This is a genomic window from Variovorax sp. MHTC-1 (assembly GCF_003984645.1).
GTDB lineage: Bacteria > Pseudomonadota > Gammaproteobacteria > Burkholderiales > Burkholderiaceae_C > Variovorax.
Map to the genome: position 1 here is coordinate 147,916 of NZ_RWKI01000006.1, position 15,741 is coordinate 163,656.

At 66.3% G+C, this 15,741-nt stretch carries 13 protein-coding genes; all 13 read right to left on the reverse strand.

Annotation, left to right across the window (positions count from 1 at the left end; genetic code table 11):
• Positions 1-81: 81 nt before the first annotated feature.
• The gene (locus tag EJI01_RS12570) at positions 82-828 is read right to left on the reverse strand and encodes a VacJ family lipoprotein (RefSeq protein ID WP_126837474.1); all 747 of its coding nucleotides are present in this window, start codon (positions 826-828) and stop codon (positions 82-84) included.
• A complete protein-coding gene (gene mlaD / locus EJI01_RS12575) occupies positions 825-1,313 on the reverse strand; it encodes an outer membrane lipid asymmetry maintenance protein MlaD (RefSeq protein WP_126837475.1) in 489 nt (162 codons plus the stop codon). Before mlaD ends, EJI01_RS12570 begins: the two co-directional genes overlap by 4 nt.
• A gap of 20 nt (positions 1,314-1,333) precedes the next feature.
• Complete coding sequence (gene mlaE, locus EJI01_RS12580) at positions 1,334-2,116, reverse strand: lipid asymmetry maintenance ABC transporter permease subunit MlaE (protein ID WP_126837476.1); 783 nt, start codon at positions 2,114-2,116, stop codon at positions 1,334-1,336.
• Positions 2,113-2,934 (reverse strand): ABC transporter ATP-binding protein, encoded by an 822-nt coding sequence (locus tag EJI01_RS12585; RefSeq protein ID WP_126837477.1) that lies wholly within the window; start codon positions 2,932-2,934, stop codon positions 2,113-2,115. The genes mlaE and EJI01_RS12585 overlap by 4 nt, the downstream gene beginning before the upstream one ends.
• A 113-nt stretch (positions 2,935-3,047) precedes the next feature.
• Positions 3,048-4,526 carry a glutamate synthase subunit beta gene (locus EJI01_RS12590; RefSeq protein ID WP_126837478.1) on the reverse strand — a complete coding sequence of 493 codons (1,479 nt, stop codon included), beginning with the start codon at positions 4,524-4,526 and terminating at the stop codon, positions 3,048-3,050.
• Positions 4,527-4,560: 34 nt separating this feature from the next.
• The gene (locus tag EJI01_RS12595) at positions 4,561-9,306 is read right to left on the reverse strand and encodes a glutamate synthase-related protein (protein WP_126837479.1); all 4,746 of its coding nucleotides are present in this window, start codon (positions 9,304-9,306) and stop codon (positions 4,561-4,563) included.
• 183 nt (positions 9,307-9,489) lie between these two features.
• A complete protein-coding gene (locus EJI01_RS12600; RefSeq protein WP_126837480.1) occupies positions 9,490-10,182 on the reverse strand; it encodes a transposase in 693 nt (230 codons plus the stop codon).
• Positions 10,183-10,203: 21 nt separating this feature from the next.
• Complete coding sequence (locus EJI01_RS12605; RefSeq protein WP_126837481.1) at positions 10,204-11,070, reverse strand: class I SAM-dependent methyltransferase; 867 nt, start codon at positions 11,068-11,070, stop codon at positions 10,204-10,206.
• Complete coding sequence (locus tag EJI01_RS12610) at positions 11,067-11,642, reverse strand: DUF1415 domain-containing protein (protein WP_126837482.1); 576 nt, start codon at positions 11,640-11,642, stop codon at positions 11,067-11,069. Before EJI01_RS12610 ends, EJI01_RS12605 begins: the two co-directional genes overlap by 4 nt.
• Complete coding sequence (locus tag EJI01_RS12615; protein WP_126837483.1) at positions 11,639-12,901, reverse strand: CynX/NimT family MFS transporter; 1,263 nt, start codon at positions 12,899-12,901, stop codon at positions 11,639-11,641. The genes EJI01_RS12610 and EJI01_RS12615 overlap by 4 nt, the downstream gene beginning before the upstream one ends.
• The gene (locus EJI01_RS12620) at positions 12,898-14,028 is read right to left on the reverse strand and encodes a deoxyguanosinetriphosphate triphosphohydrolase (RefSeq protein ID WP_126837484.1); all 1,131 of its coding nucleotides are present in this window, start codon (positions 14,026-14,028) and stop codon (positions 12,898-12,900) included. The genes EJI01_RS12615 and EJI01_RS12620 overlap by 4 nt, the downstream gene beginning before the upstream one ends.
• 16 nt (positions 14,029-14,044) lie before the next feature.
• Entirely contained in the window at positions 14,045-15,145 is a 1,101-nt protein-coding gene (gene aroB / locus EJI01_RS12625; RefSeq protein ID WP_126837485.1) for a 3-dehydroquinate synthase, read from the reverse strand.
• A gap of 36 nt (positions 15,146-15,181) precedes the next feature.
• Positions 15,182-15,727: a shikimate kinase gene (locus EJI01_RS29280; protein ID WP_126837486.1), complete on the reverse strand. Its 546-nt coding sequence runs from the start codon at positions 15,725-15,727 to the stop codon at positions 15,182-15,184.
• Positions 15,728-15,741: the final 14 nt, after the last annotated feature.

A 15,741-nucleotide genomic window follows, 5' to 3' on the forward strand; every position in this document is an offset into this window, starting at 1 on the left:
CCGTAGCAAATTGGAGAAAAGCTTTGCCTGCACGGTTCCCGCTCGGAGGTAAAGGCCCGCAACGGGATGCAAGCGACCGGCTCACTCGTTGCCGTCATTCGGCAGGTTGCCGTCATGCACTTCGTTGCGCCTGCGCTGCAGGAAGGCATCGCGCGTGAACGAGTATTTGTCGAGCGCGGCATCATCGAGCAATTGGCCCGCGCGCAGCAGGTTGGCTCGGCCATCGATCACGCGCACAAAATACAGCGAGTTGCGCACCGGAATGTCGTTCAACTCGCGCAGCAGATCGCCCCGCCGATCGATCGGCCACGCAGCCGTGTCGCGCAAGGTCGACGGTCCGAACAGCGGCAGCACCACGTAAGGACCACTCGGCACGCCCCAGCGGCCCAAGGTCTGGCCGAAGTCTTCGCTGTGGCGGTCGATGCCGGCTTCGGTGGCGATGTCGAGCAGGCCACCCAGGCCGAAGACGGTGTTGACGTTCACGCGCATGAAGCTTTCAGCACTGTGCTGCAGCTTGAGCTGCAGCACGCTGTTGACGAAGCTCCAGACGTCGGACAGGTTGCCGAAGAAGTTGTTGACGCCCGTGCGCACCGGCGAGGGCAGCACTTCGCGGTACGCCGTCGCGGCGGGACGCAGCACTGCGTCATCGACCACGTCGTTGAAGCGTGAAACCCCACGATTGAATGGCTCGAAGGGATCGGCCGCATTGGGATTGGGGCCGGTCGCGCAGCCGCTGGCGATGACGAGAAGGGCAAGCGCACCGAGGCGACGCAGAACGGAAGCGCCGCGGATCGCGGACGAAAAATTAGAAGTGGATCGCGGTTTCATTTCTTGTTGGCGTTGCCCGACGGCGTGCTGCCCTCGGCCGCCCTGTTATAGAGAAACTGACCGATCAGGTTCTCCAGCACGACGGCCGATTGCGTTGCGGTGATGGTGTCACCGGCTTGAAGGTTCTTCTCCTCAGCCCCCGCCTCGATACCGATGTACTGCTCGCCGAGCAAGCCGCTGGTCAGGATCTTGAGGGAACTGTCCTTGGGGAAACTGTAACGGCTTTGTAAAGCGAGCGTGACGCTGGCCTGAAAGTTCTTGTCGTCGAACGTGATCGATTCGACACGCCCGACCACCACGCCCGCGCTCTTCACCGCGGTTTGTGGCTTGAGTCCGCCGATGTTGTCGAAGCGCGCGGTCACGGCATAGGTCTTCTGGAAGCTGAGGCTCAGCAGGTTGGCCGATTGCAGCGCGAGAAAGAGCAGCGCCGCCGCGCCGATCAGCACGAACAGGCCGACCCAGATGTCGTTGTTGGAACGTTGCATGTATGTGTCTTCCCTATTTACTAGATGCTGAACATCATTGCAGTCAGCAGGAAGTCGAGTCCGAGCACTGCGAGCGAAGCGGCGACGACCGTCCGAGTGGTAGCGCGGGACACGCCTTCGGGCGTCGGTTGGGATTCGTAGCCCTGCAGCAGCGCGATGAAGGTCACCGTGAAGCCGAAGACGATGCTCTTCACCACGCCGTTGCCGACGTCGCGCCAGACATCGACGCCGCCTTGCATCTGGCCCCAGAAGGCGCCCGGATCGACGCCGAGCATCAGCACGCCGACCACGTAGCCGCCGCTCACGCCGACCGCGCTGAACACGGCCGCCAGCAGCGGCATGGTGATCACGCCGGCCCAGAAGCGCGGCGCAAGGATGCGCTGCACAGGATCGACCGCCATCATCTCCATCGCGCTCAGTTGCTCGCCGGCCTTCATGAGGCCGATCTCCGCCGTCAACGAAGTGCCCGCACGGCCCGCGAAGAGCAAGGCCGCGACCACGGGGCCGAGTTCCCGCACCAGGCTCAACGCCACCAGCAGGCCCAGCGCCTCCGAGGAGCCGTAGCGCTGCAGCGTGTAGTAGCCCTGCAGCCCGAGCACGAAGCCGACGAACAGCCCAGACACCGCGATGATCGCGAGCGAGTAGTTGCCGAGGAAATGGATCTGATCGCGCACCAGGCCGAAGCGGCGCAGGCTGCGCGCGCCGCGGAACACCAGGCGCAGGAACAGGCGCGCGCCAAGGCCCAGGTCGGCGAGCTTCGAGCGCGCGGCGTAACCCACGTCGGCGGGCCGGTACCAGCTCATTCGCGCTCTCCGTGGGTGTTGCCGAAGTCGTCCTCGACGCCGACGGCGGGATAGTGGAAATGCACCGGCCCATCGGGCAGCGCGTTGACGAACTGGTGCACCAGCGGATCGCCGCTCTTGCGCACCTCCTCTGGCGTGCCCTGCGCGGCGATGCCGCCGTTGGCCAGGATGATCACGTGGTCGGCGATGCGAAACGTTTCTTCGAGATCGTGCGAAACCACGATGCTGGTCAGCCCCAGCGTGTCGTTGAGCTGCCGGATCAGGCGCGCCGCGGTGCCGAGCGAGATCGGATCGAGACCGGCGAAGGGCTCGTCGTACATCACGAGATCGGGGTCGAGCGCGATCGCGCGGGCCAGCGCCACGCGCCTTGCCATGCCGCCCGAGACTTCGCTGGGCATCAGGTGCCGCGCGCCGCGCAGGCCGACCGCATCGAGCTTCATGAGCACGATGTCGCGCACGAGGGCTTCGGGCAGCCGCGTGTGCTCGCGCAGCGGAAAGGCGACGTTGTCGAATACGCTCATGTCGGTGAACAGCGCCCCGAACTGGAACAGCATGCCCATGCGGCGCCGCATGGCATAGAGCGCGTCGGTCCCGAGCTTGCCGACGTCCTGGCCATCCACCAGCACCTCGCCGCGCTGCGCGCGCAGCTGGCCGCCGATCAGCCGCAGCACGGTGGTCTTGCCGCCGCCGGAGGCTCCCATCAGCGCCGTCACCTTGCCGCGCGGCACGGAGAACGAGACGCCATCGAGGATGGCGCGCTCGCCGTAGCCGAAGCCGAGGTCGCGAAATTCAACAAGGGAGGTGGTGGATGGGGCCATATCAACAGAAAAGCCGGGGCGCCTTCAGGCATCCCGGCTCGCGGTTGCACCCATGATAAATGAAGCACGGGGCGTGCCCATGCCCCGAAGAGGGGACCTAATCCCTGCCTAATTCAGCGCGGCAGATCGCTGAATCCCATCAGGAATTCGTCGACGGAGCGCGCCGCCTGGCGCCCTTCGCGGATGGCCCACACCACCAGCGACTGGCCGCGGCGGATGTCGCCCGCCGCGAACACCTTGGGCACGTTGGTCGCGTAGCCGCCGACGAAGTCGACGCTGGCCTTGGCGTTGCCGCGTGCATCCTTCGCGACGCCGAAAGCGTCGAGCACGGCAGCTACCGGGCTCACGAAACCCATGGCCAGAAGCACCAGATCGGCCTTCAGCACCTCCTCCGTGCCGGGAATCTCGACCATCTTGCCGTCCTTCCACTCCACACGGACGGTCTTGAGGCCGGTGAGCTTGCCCTTCTCGCCGATGAATTCCTTGGTCGAGATCGCGAACTCGCGCTCGCAGCCTTCTTCATGGCTGGAACTGGTGCGCAGCTTGTAGGGCCAGTAAGGCCAGGTCAGCGGCCGGTTCTCTTCTTCGGGCGGCTGCGGCATCAGCTCGAACTGCGTGACGCTCGCTGCGCCGTGGCGGTTGCTAGTGCCCACGCAGTCGGAGCCCGTGTCGCCGCCGCCGATCACGATCACGTGCTTGCCATCGGCCCGGATCTGGCCCTTGACCTTGTCCCCGGCGTTGACCTTGTTCTGCTGCGGCAGGAACTCCATCGCGAAATAGATGCCGTCGAGATCGCGGCCCGGCACCGGCAGGTCGCGCGACTGCTCGGCACCGCCGGTCAGCAGAACTGCATCGAATTCCTTGTCGAGTTGTTCGGGCGTCACGATCTCCTTAGCCCAGTTCGTGACCTTGGAGCCCTTGCCGAGCGGATCTTTCGCGGCACCGACCATCACCCCCGTGCGGAAGACCACGCCTTCGGCCTTCATCTGCTCGACGCGGCGGTCGATGTGCACCTTCTCCATCTTGAAGTCGGGAATGCCGTAGCGCAGCAGGCCGCCGAGGCGGTCGTTCTTCTCGAACAAGGTCACATCGTGGCCGACGCGCGCGAGCTGCTGGGCTGCGGCCATGCCGGCCGGGCCGGAGCCGACCACCGCGACCTTCTTGCCGGTCTTGTGCTTGGCCGGACGCGGCGCGACCCAGTTCTCTTGCCAGGCGCGATTGACGATCGCGTGCTCGATCGACTTGATGCCCACCGGATCGTCGTTCACGTTGAGCACGCAGGCGGCCTCGCAGGGCGCGGGGCAGATGCGGCCGGTGAACTCGGGGAAGTTGTTGGTCGAATCGAGCACCACGAAGGCGCTCTGCCAGTCGCTCCGGTAGACCAAGTCGTTGAAGTCCGGAATGATGTTGTTGACCGGGCAGCCGCTGTTGCAGAAGGGCGTGCCGCAGTCCATGCAGCGCGCGCCCTGCACCTTGGCCTGGGCCTCGTCGAGCCCGATGACGAATTCCTTGTAGTGCTTGACGCGCTCCGTGACGGGCTTGTAGCCCTCCTCGATGCGCTCGTGCTCCATGAAGCCGGTGATTTTTCCCATCGTGATTCCTAGATTTTTTCGTTCTCGTGGGCGCTCAGACGGCGGCCACCGGCTTGCCGGCCATCGCGTGCGGCTCCAGGCCCACGTGGGCGTTGTTGCCGCTGCTCGTGAGTTCGACCTGGCGGTCGTGGATCTCGGCCAGCGCGCGCTTGTATTCGTTCGGGAAGACCTTCACGAACTTGGTGCGCGAGACTGCCCAGGTGTCGAGCAGCTCGCGCGCGCGCTTGCTGCCGGTCCAGCGGTGGTGGTCTTCCAGCAGCTTCCTAAGCTGCGCCTCGTCGGTCTCGCCGTCGTGCCAGATCTTGCGGTGCACGCTCGCGATCTGCTCGGCGGAGGTCAGCACCTTGTCGAGCGAGACCATCGAAAGGTTGCAGCGCGATGCGAACTGGCCGTCCTCGTCGTAGACGAAGGCGACACCGCCGCTCATGCCGGCCGCGAAGTTGCGACCGGTCTTGCCGAGTACCGCGACCGTGCCGCCGGTCATGTATTCGCAGCCGTGGTCGCCAGTGCCTTCGACCACCGCGGTGGCGCCCGACAGGCGCACCGCGAAGCGCTCGCCCGCCACGCCGCACAAGTAGGCCTCGCCGGTGGTCGCGCCATAGAGCGCGGTGTTGCCCACGATGGTGTTGCGTATCGCTTCGCCGCGGAAGTCGAGGCTGGGCCGCACCACCACGCGGCCGCCCGAGAGGCCCTTGCCGGTGTAGTCGTTGGCATCGCCAATCAGGTAGAGCGTGATGCCACGCGCCAGGAAGGCGCCGAAGGACTGGCCGCCCGTGCCCTCGAGCTGGATGCGGATCGAGTCGTCGGGCAGGCCCTGCGGATGCACCTTGGTCAGCGCCCCCGAGAGCATGGCGCCGACCGAGCGGTTGACGTTGCGCGCCACCTCGATGAACTGCACCTTCTCGCCCTTCTCGATCGCCGGGCGCGACTTCTCGATCAGCTTGTTGTCGAGACTCTTCGCGAGGCCGTGGTCCTGGGCCTCGACGTGGTAGCGCGGCACGTCGGCCGGCACGTTCGGCTGCGCGAACAGGCGGCTGAAGTCCAGGCCGCGGGCCTTCCAGTGTTCGATGCCCTTCCTGGTGTCGAGCAGGTCGGCGCGGCCGATCAGATCGTCGAACTTGCGGATGCCCAACTGCGCCATGATCTGGCGCACTTCCTCGGCGACGAAGAAGAAGTAGTTCACCACGTGCTCGGGCTTGCCCGTGAACTTCTTGCGCAGCACCGGGTCTTGCGTGGCCACGCCGACCGGGCAGGTGTTGAGATGGCACTTGCGCATCATGATGCAGCCCTCGACCACCAGCGGCGCCGTCGCGAAGCCGAACTCGTCGGCGCCGAGCAGCGCGCCGATGGCGACATCGCGGCCGGTCTTCATCTGGCCGTCGGCCTGCACGCGGATGCGGCCGCGCAGGCGGTTGAGCACCAGGGTCTGCTGGGTCTCGGCCAGGCCGATCTCCCACGGGCTGCCCGCGTGCTTGATCGACGACCACGGCGACGCGCCGGTGCCGCCGTCATGACCCGCGATCACGACATGGTCGCTCTTGCACTTGGCGACGCCGGCCGCGATCGTGCCGACGCCGACTTCGCTCACCAGCTTCACACTCACGCTCGCGTGCGGCGCGACGTTCTTCAGGTCGTGGATCAGCTGCGCCAAGTCCTCGATCGAATAGATGTCGTGGTGCGGCGGCGGCGAGATCAGGCCCACGCCGGGCACCGAGTAGCGCAGCTGGCCGATGTAGTTGGAGACCTTGCCGCCCGGCAGTTGGCCGCCCTCGCCGGGCTTCGCGCCCTGCGCCATCTTGATCTGCAGCTGGTCGGCCGACGACAGGTACTCGGCGGTGACGCCGAAGCGGCCCGAGGCGACCTGCTTGATCTTCGAACGCAGCGAATCGCCGTCCTGCAGAGGCAGGTCGACCTCGACGTTGGCTTCGCCGATCACGCTCTTGAGCGTGTCGCCGACCTTGATCGGGATGCCCTTGAGCTCGTTGCGGTAGCGCGCGGGATCCTCGCCGCCCTCGCCGGTGTTGCTCTTGCCGCCGATGCGGTTCATCGCCACGGCCAGCGTCGAATGCGCTTCGGTGCTGATCGAGCCGAGCGACATGGCGCCGGTCGCGAAGCGCTTGACGATCTCGCTCGCCGGCTCGACCTCGTCCACGGAGATCGCCTTCGCCGGGTCGATCCTGAACTCGAACAGGCCGCGCAGCGTGAGATGGCGGCGGTTCTGGTCGTTGATGAGCTGCGCGTATTCCTTGTAGGTGTTGAAGTTGTTGGCGCGCGTGCTGTGCTGCAGCTTCGCGATCGCATCCGGCGTCCACATGTGCTCTTCGCCGCGCGTGCGCCAGGCGTATTCGCCGCCGGCGTCCAGCATGTGGGCGAGCACCGGGTCGTCGCTGAAGGCCGCCTTGTGCATGCGGATGGCTTCCTGCGCGATCTCGAACACGCCGATGCCCTCGACGCGGCTGGCGGTGCCGGTGAAGTACTTGGCGACCGTTTCGCTGTTGAGGCCGATGGCTTCGAACAGCTGCGCACCGCAGTAGCTCATGTAGGTGCTGACGCCCATCTTCGACATGATCTTGGACAGACCCTTGCCGATCGCCTTGACGTAGTTGTAGATCGCCTTCTCTGCGCTCAGGTCGCCTGACAGGTCTTCGTGCATCGCGGCCAGGGTTTCCATCGCGAGGTACGGGTGCACGGCCTCGGCGCCGTAGCCCGCCAGCACGCCGAAGTGATGCACCTCGCGTGCCGATCCGGTCTCGACCACCAGGCCGGCCGTGGTCCGCAGGCCCTCGCGCACCAGGTACTGGTGGATGGCCGACAGCGCCAGCGGCGCGGGGATCGCGATCTGCGTCGGGCTTACCGCGCGGTCGCTCGCGATCAGGATGTTGTGGCCGCCCTTGATCGCATCGACCGCCTCGGCGCAGAGCGAGGCCAGCTTGGCCTCGACGCCCTCTTCGCCCCAGGCGAGCGGGTAGGTGATGTCGAGCGTGTAGCTCTTGAACTTGCCCTGCGTGTACTTGCCGATGTCGCGCAGCTTCGCCATGTCGGCGAAGTCGAGGATCGGCTGGCTCACCTCGAGCCGCATCGGCGGGTTGACCTGGTTGATGTCGAGCAGGTTCGGCTTCGGCCCGATGAAGGACACCAGCGACATCACGATCGCCTCGCGGATCGGATCGATCGGCGGGTTCGTCACCTGCGCGAACAGCTGCTTGAAGTAGTTGTAGAGCGGCTTGTTCTTGTTGGACAGCACGGCCAGCGGGCTGTCGTTGCCCATCGAGCCGATGCCTTCCTCGCCGGCCGCGGCCATCGGGCTCATGAGGAACTTGATGTCTTCCTGCGTGTAGCCGAACGCCTGCTGGCGATCGAGCAGCGCGACCTGGCTCACCGGCGCCTGCACGGCCTCGGCCTCGACGCTGTCGAGCTTGATGCGCAGGTTCTCGATCCACTGCTTGTAGGGCTTGCTGTTGGCGAGGGTGGCCTTGACCTCCTCGTCGTCGATCATGCGGCCCTGCTCCAGGTCGATCAGGAACATCTTGCCGGGCTGCAGGCGCCATTTGCGCACGATCTTCTGCTCGGGCACGGGCAGCACGCCGGATTCCGAAGCCATGATCACCAGGTCGTCGTCGGTCACGCAGTAGCGGGAAGGCCGCAAGCCGTTGCGGTCGAGCGTGGCGCCGATCTGGCGGCCGTCGGTGAAGACGATCGAGGCCGGGCCGTCCCAGGGTTCCAGCATCGCGGCGTGATATTCGTAGAAGGCGCGGCGGCGCGGATCCATGGTCGCGTGCTGCTCCCAGGGCTCGGGAATCATCATCATCACGGCCTGGCTGATCGGGTAGCCGGCCATCGTGAGCAGCTCGAGGCAGTTGTCGAAGGTGGCGGTGTCGGACTGGTCGGCGAAGCTGATCGGATAGAGCTTCTGCAGATCGGCACCGAGCACCGGCGAGGACATCACGCCTTCGCGCGCCTTCATCCAGTTGTAGTTGCCTTTGACCGTGTTGATTTCGCCGTTGTGGGCGACATAGCGGTACGGGTGGGCCAGCGGCCACTCGGGGAAGGTGTTGGTCGAAAAGCGCTGGTGCACCAGGCCCAGGGCCGAGACGCAGCGCTTGTCCTGCAGGTCGAGGTAGTAGGTGCCGACCTGGTCGGCCAGGAGCAGGCCCTTGTAGACCACCGTGCGGCTCGACATGCTCGGAACGTAGTACTCCTTGCTGTGCTTGAGCTTCAGGCGCTGGATGTTGGCGCTGGCAGTCTTGCGGATCACGTAGAGCTTGCGCTCCAGCGCGTCCTGCACGATGACGTCGTTGCCGCGGCCGATGAAGACCTGGCGCAGCAGCGGCTCCTTCTTGCGCACGGTGGGCGACATCGGCATCTCGCGATTCACCGGCACGTCGCGCCAGCCCAGCAGCACCTGGCCTTCAGCCTTGATGGCGCGCTCCATCTCCTGCTCGCAGGCTTCGCGGGAGGCGTGCTCCTTGGGAAGGAAGATCATGCCGACGCCGTATTCGCCGGGCGGCGGCAGCGCGACGCCCTGCTTCGCCATCTCCTCGCGGTACAGCAAGTCGGGCAACTGGATCAGGATGCCGGCGCCGTCGCCCATCAGCTTGTCAGCGCCCACTGCGCCGCGATGGTCCAGATTCTCGAGAATCTTCAAGCCCTGCAGCACGATGGCATGGCTTTTTTCGCCCTTGATGTGGGCCACGAAGCCGACGCCGCAGGCGTCGTGCTCGTCGGCACCGGAATAAAGACCATGTTGTTGGAGATACTCGATCTCGGCAGCCGTTGTCATGGCGTGCTCCTTCAATTTTTCGCAGGGAAAAGGAGCATATTGCGTTGCACAAACAATGCCAAACACTTTATTCGGGGTCAGATTCCAATTAAATGTTGAGTCTCGAGCTCGGAATTAATTAAGGGACACATCAAAACTCATAGCAAAGGCACCTCGTCGTGCAAACGGGCAGACGGTTTGAAATCAGTTCCGAGGAGTCGGAGGACGACCCGGCCGAGCCTTCAAAACGCGCCGAGGGGTGGCTCTTTGTAACGAAGCCAGGAAGTCACGATCCCCTGCGGCCCAACCGTGCAAAGTGGCCTCCGTGAGCGCCGCCTGATCGGCCGTCGGAACGCCGGCACGCACCAAATCGGCATAGGCGGCTTCGCGAGCGAAGGGGGTGTTGCCCAATGACCAGTAGAGCGGATGCGGGGTCAGCAGCTTGTCGTGCCGCAGCCCGGCGTAGTGCCCATGGCTCGACCACGGGTAGTCGCGCGCCTCGGGCGCGATGCCGGCGCGCACCGGATTGAGGTCGATGTAGGCCATGCAGGCCAGCAGATAGCGATCGGTCTGGATCAGCGTGGACTTGTAGCGCCCCTCCCACAAGGTGCCGCTGCGCCCGTGCCGATCGTTGAAGTAGCGCACGTAGCGCCGTCCGATCGCCTGCATCCACTGCGGCAGCCCATCGGCGGTCGACGGTGTGGCGAGCAGATGGAAGTGGTTGTCCATGAGCACGTAAGCATGCAAGGCGATGCCGTAGCGCGCGGCATTCTCGCCCAGCAGGCCGAGCAGCATCTCTCGGTCGGCGCGATCGATGAAGATGGCTTGGCGGTTGTTCCCGCGCTGGATCACGTGGTGCGGCTGGTCGGCCAGCGTGAGGCGGGGCAGGCGTGCCATGGCGCGGGTTCAGCGCATCGATCAGGGCAGACGAAAGCGCGTCGCCAGCAATGACTCGAGGCCGAACTCGGCCAGCAGTTCGCGCAACCGCGTCGCGGCGCTGGCTTTGCGCTGGCCGATATGGCGCGCGATGATCAACTCGTTCTTCATGCTGTGCTCCCAGCCGACCAGCTCCGTCACCGTGACCTGGTAGCCGTTCGCCTCCAGATAGAGGCAGCGCAGCACATTGGTGAGCTGGCTGCCGATTTCGCGCGTGTGCAGCGGATGGCGCCAGAGCTCCGCCAGGGGCGTGCGCGACAGCGCCAGCGCCTTGGTCTGCCGCAGGCAGGCGGCAATTTCGGCCTGGCAGCAGGGCACGAGCACCATGAAGCGCGCCTCCTTCGCGAGGCCGAAGGCGATCGCGTCGTCGGTGGCGGTATCGCAGGCATGCAGCGCGGTCACGATGTCGATCCGCGCCGGCAGTTCCGTCGCGCCGGCAGATTCGGCCACGGTGAGATTGAGGAAGGACATGCGCTCGAAACCGAGACGTGCAGCAAGCGTGCGCGACCGATGGACCAGTTCGGCCCGGGTTTCGATGCCGTAGACGTGGCCGCCGCCGCGCCGGTTGAAGAACAGGTCGTAGATGATGAACCCGAGGTAGGACTTGCCCGCACCATGGTCGGCCAGCGTGGCCTGGGCGCCCTCGCCCGGCAATTCGCACAGCAGCTTCTCGATGAACTGGAACAGGTGATAGACCTGCTTGAGCTTGCGGCGCGAATCCTGGTTGAGCCGGCCCTCGCGCGTGAGGATGTGCAGTTCCTTGAGCAACTCGATCGATTGACCGGGGCGCAACTCGCTTTGCAGGTCGATTTCGGCTTTCGATGCGCGGGCGGCGGTCTTGCTGCTCATCGCGCCGCTCCGCCCGGACCGACATCCAGCGCATCCCACCCTGTGGCGCCGAGCGCCTCGAGGGTCTGGATATTGCGCCCAAAAATGGCCTCGGCATCCGGAAAGGCCTCGACGGCACGGCTCACGCTGTCTTCGCGCAGCAGGTGCAACGTGGGGTATGGCGCACGATTGGTCGCATTGCTGATGTCCTCGGCCTCCATGCCGGCGAACTGGTAGTGCGGATGGAAGCTTGCCAGCTGGAACTGGCCATCGAAACCCGCGCGCGCCAATCCGCGCTCGGCGCGGGCCGTGAAATCGTTGAAGTCCAGAAAGTCGGCCAAGGTGTTCGGTGCGATCAAGAGTGTGGTGTCGCGCTCGGAAGGTTCGCGGGCTGCAAGCTCGTGCGCCTCGACCAGCAGAGCGTCGATCAGGTCGGCGTCTTCGTTCGGCAAATAGACGGCATAGTGAATCTGCCCTCGAACATGCACCGCCTTGGCGAACGGGCACAGGTTGAGGCCGATCACCGCACGTTCGAGCCAGCGCTGCGTATCGGCCTGCGCCTGTGCTGCCGAAATTGTGGCACCGGCGCTCATGCCGTGCCCCTGCGGGGACTTGAAGGCGCAACATGGGCGGCAAGCGCCATGCCCGCCATCGAGCAAGCCAGGGTCACGACCCAGGTCCACTGCCAGCCACCGACCCGGTGGGCAATCCAGGCAACGACCGGCGGCGCGATGAACTGCCCGAGCGACGATGCCTGTTGCATCATCCCCACCGTGGTCGACACGGTCGACGGACCCGGCGCCAGCCGGACGGCGAGCATAAAGAGCGTGGCCGGCACCAGGCCGCCGCCGAGCGAGAACAGGCAGATCGCGAGATAGCGCAGGGCGGGCGGCAGGCTGGCGGCATCGGCGGCCTGTCCGATCTGCGCAAAGGCAGCGACGCCGCCGAGCGCCATCACGACGAAGCCCGCGCGCAGCAGGCGTTCGGGCGCGATGCCGTGCTGCAGGAAGCGCCCGCCGGCGACGTTGCCGACGATGTTCATCGCCGCCGCGAGCGCCGTCAGCGCTGCGTTCCAGGCATCCGGGACGCCGGCGTCAGTGTAGATGGCGGGCAGGAAGCCGATCACCGCCATCCATTGCGCCGAATACACCGCGAACGCCAGCGAAAGCGTCCAGGGTCCGCCTGCACGCACCGTGTCGCGCAGTCGCCCCGACCAGTTCTCCGGCGAGACAGCGGCAGGCGATGCCATGCGCTTAGTGTCCGCGGGCACGCCGAGCACGACCCACGCCGCTGCGGCCGCCGACACCAGCGACAGCGCCCACCACCAGCCCGGCCAACCTGCCCACGCGATCAACGCGGGTCCGAGCAGCAGCGCCAAGGCGACGCCGAGCGGCATGTAGGCGCCCCAGAGGCCCATCGCTGCCTTCTCGGTGCCCGGTTGCGACATGGCACGGATCAGCCCGGGCCCCGGCATCACGACCAGGAGAAAGCCGACGCCTTCGAGTGCACGCAGCACCAGCAGCAGGTGAACCGCCTTCGCCCCGCCCTCGCCCGAGCTCCCGACCAGCCCGCCGAGCACGCTCGCGCCGCTGATCACGGCCAGGCCCGCGAGCATGCTGCGGCGCAGGCCGATCGTGTCCGCCGCGAGGCCGACCACGATGCCGAGAGTCATGCCGGCGACCTGCACCAACGACAGCAGAAAGCCTGCTTCGACCAAGCCGATGCCCAGAGAGGCCTGCAAGGCCGGGACGGCCGGCGCCAGCTTGCCGAGATGCAAGGCGGCCGCGACGCCCGCTACGACCACAGCCAGTGCGGCGACTGGAATACGCGCATGCGCCCTGCCGCTGCTCATTCGGTCCACCGCCGTCCGGTGAGGCGCTCGTGTTCCCGCATCGCGAAGCGGTCGGTCATGCCGGCGATATAGTCCGCCACCGCGCGATGCCGGTCCGTGCGTTCTGCATAGGAGGCCGGCATCTCTTCGGCGCGCGTCAGGTAGGCGGCGAACAGCTCGCGCACGACCTGCTGCGCCTGGTCGGTGGTCTGCGTGACGCGCGGGTGCCGATAGAGATTGCGAAACAGGAACTGTTTGAGCTCGATGGATTGCGCGCGCATGACGTCGCCGAAAAGCACCAGCGGCCCGCCCCCGCGCGCCGCGTCGGCATCGGCCGGCGCGGCCGCCTCGAGCGCGGCGCGGGTTGCGTCGATCACGTCATAGACCTGGGCGCTCAGCATGCGCCGGATCGCCTCATAGAGCACGCGCCTTCCCTGCAGTTGCGGATGCTCCGCCAGCGCTTCGCGACGGTAGCGATCGAACAGGCCGACCTCGCTCACGCGCTCGATGCTGATCAGTCCCGATCTCACGCCGTCGTCGATGTCGTGGGCGTTGTAGGCGATCTCGTCGGCGAGATTGCAGAGCTGCGCTTCGAGCGAAGGCTGCGTGCCGTCGCAGAAACGTCGCGCCACGCCGCCCGGCTCGCTCGCCTCGATGCGCTCTGCATTCGCGCGCGAGCAGTGCTTGAGGATGCCTTCGCGCGTCTCGAAGCTCAGATTGAGGCCGTCGTACTGCGGATAGCGGTGTTCGAGTTCGTCCACCACACGCAGGCTCTGCAGGTTGTGCTCGAAGCCGCCGTGCCCCGTCATGCAGGAATTGAGCGCGTCCTGGCCCGCATGGCCGAAAGGCGTGTGGCCGAGGTCGTGCGCCAGCGCGACGGCTTCCACCAGGTCTTCGTTGAGCCGCAGCGCGCGGGCGATGGAACGGCCGAGCTGCGCGACCTCGAGCGAATGGGTCAGGCGGGTGCGGAACAGGTCGCCCTCGTGGTTCAGGAACACCTGGGTCTTGTAGACCAGGCGCCGGAACGCGGTCGAATGCACGATGCGGTCGCGGTCGCGCTGAAAGGCATCGCGCGTGGGAGCTGGCGGTTCGGGATGCCGCCGCCCGCGCGATATCGCTGGATCGCTGGCATAGGGTGCCAGGCTCATCGCGAAGGCTCCCGATTCAGGCTGCGCAGCATTGCGCCAGCACCTCGCGCACCATCGCGTCCGGAGCGCTGCGCATGACGGCCGAGCCGGGCTTGTCGATCACGACGAAGCGGATCTCGCCGGCCTCCGATTTCTTGTCGATGCGCATCAGTTCGAGATAGCGCTCCGCGCCGAGCGCCGGCGCGACCACAGGCAGGCCGGCGCGCTCGATCAAGGCCGTGAGGCGCTGCACGAAGGCTTTGTCGACGCCGCCCAGCCGCTGCGACAGATGCGCAGCCAGCACCATGCCGCAGCCGACCGCTTCGCCATGCAGCCATTGGCCGTAGCCGAGGCCCGACTCGATCGCGTGCCCGAAGGTGTGGCCGAAATTGAGGATGGCCCGCAGACCGATCTCTCGCTCGTCCTGGCCCACCACCTCGGCCTTGATTTCGCAGCTGCGCTTGACGGCATACGCCAGCGCGGCCGGCTCCCTCGCCACCAGCGCGTCGATGTTCGACTCGATCCAGTCGAGGAAGCGCATGTCGTAGATGGGGCCGTACTTGATGACCTCGGCCAGGCCGGCGCTGAGCTCGCGCGGCGGCAGCGTAGCGAGCGTGGCAAGGTCGCACAGCACGAGTTGCGGCTGATAGAAGGCGCCGATCATGTTCTTGCCGAGCGGATGGTTGATCGCGGTCTTGCCGCCGACCGACGAGTCGACCTGCGCCAGCAGGGTGGTCGGCACCTGTACGAAGGGTACGCCGCGCATATAGCTGGCTGCGGCGAAGCCGGTCATGTCACCAACCACCCCGCCGCCGAGCGCGAAGAGCACCGTCTTGCGGTCGCAGCCGTGCCCGAGCAGCGCATCGAAGATCAGGTTCAACGTCTGCCAGTCCTTGTGCGCTTCGCCATCGGGGAGTTCGAGCACGTGCACGGCGCTGAAGCGTCCGGCCAGCGTCCGGCGCAGTGCGGCCGCATAGAGCGGCGCGACGGTGGTGTTGGTGACGATCAGCGCCGTGGCGGCTGCGGTTACCGCTGCAAAATTATTCGGTTCGCCGAGCAGGTCGCTGCCGATCAGGATCGGATAGCTGCGGTCACCGAGCTGGATCTCGACGCATTCGGGGGAGGCAGACAGGCGCATGGCCCCGAGTTTAGGCGCATGCCGCAAGGGCTTGCCTCAGTCCGGTGGGTGGCTCCGGGTTTCGGCGGGCAGCCCGCCGGCCAATTCGAGTTGCATCACGATGATGTTCACCAGCATCGCAACCGAGGGCCTGCCGGTCTCGACCACGTCGTGGGCCGTCTCGCGATAGAACGGGTCGCGTGCGCTGTAGAGCTCATGCAGGCGGCCCAGCGGATCGGCCACCTGCAGCAGGGGGCGCTTGACGTCGTGACGCAGCCGGCGAAACAGATCCTCGGGCGAGGAGCGCAGGTAGATCACATGAAAGTGCGCGCGCAGCTGGATCCGGTTGGCCTCCCGGAGCACGGCGCCGCCGCCGGTCGCCACGACACCATGGGCCGTCGACGCGAGATCGGCGATCACGGCCTCTTCGACATCGCGGAAGCTTTCTTCGCCTTCGCGCTCGAAGTAGTCGCGGATGGAGCAGCCGATGCGGCGCTCGATCACCTCGTCGCTGTCGATGAAGGGGAGCTGCAGGCGCTGGCCGAGGCGCCGGCCCACTGCTGATTTTCCGGCGCCGGGCAAGCCGACGAGCGCGACCGCCACGCGGTGCTACGAAC

Coding starts and splice junctions, on each gene's coding strand:
- mlaD (WP_126837475.1), bottom strand. CDS start 1,313: ATGCAACGTTCCAACAACGACATCTGGGTCGGCCTGTTCGTGCTGATC.
- EJI01_RS12595 (WP_126837479.1), bottom strand. CDS start 9,306: ATGACAACGGCTGCCGAGATCGAGTATCTCCAACAACATGGTCTTTAT.
- aroB (WP_126837485.1), bottom strand. CDS start 15,145: ATGCGCCTGTCTGCCTCCCCCGAATGCGTCGAGATCCAGCTCGGTGAC.
- EJI01_RS12600 (WP_126837480.1), bottom strand. CDS start 10,182: ATGGCACGCCTGCCCCGCCTCACGCTGGCCGACCAGCCGCACCACGTG.
- EJI01_RS12590 (WP_126837478.1), bottom strand. CDS start 4,526: ATGGGAAAAATCACCGGCTTCATGGAGCACGAGCGCATCGAGGAGGGC.
- EJI01_RS12610 (WP_126837482.1), bottom strand. CDS start 11,642: ATGAGCGCCGGTGCCACAATTTCGGCAGCACAGGCGCAGGCCGATACG.
- EJI01_RS12620 (WP_126837484.1), bottom strand. CDS start 14,028: ATGAGCCTGGCACCCTATGCCAGCGATCCAGCGATATCGCGCGGGCGG.
- EJI01_RS12570 (WP_126837474.1), bottom strand. CDS start 828: ATGAAACCGCGATCCACTTCTAATTTTTCGTCCGCGATCCGCGGCGCT.
- mlaE (WP_126837476.1), bottom strand. CDS start 2,116: ATGAGCTGGTACCGGCCCGCCGACGTGGGTTACGCCGCGCGCTCGAAG.
- EJI01_RS12605 (WP_126837481.1), bottom strand. CDS start 11,070: ATGAGCAGCAAGACCGCCGCCCGCGCATCGAAAGCCGAAATCGACCTG.
- EJI01_RS12615 (WP_126837483.1), bottom strand. CDS start 12,901: ATGAGCAGCGGCAGGGCGCATGCGCGTATTCCAGTCGCCGCACTGGCT.
- EJI01_RS12585 (WP_126837477.1), bottom strand. CDS start 2,934: ATGGCCCCATCCACCACCTCCCTTGTTGAATTTCGCGACCTCGGCTTC.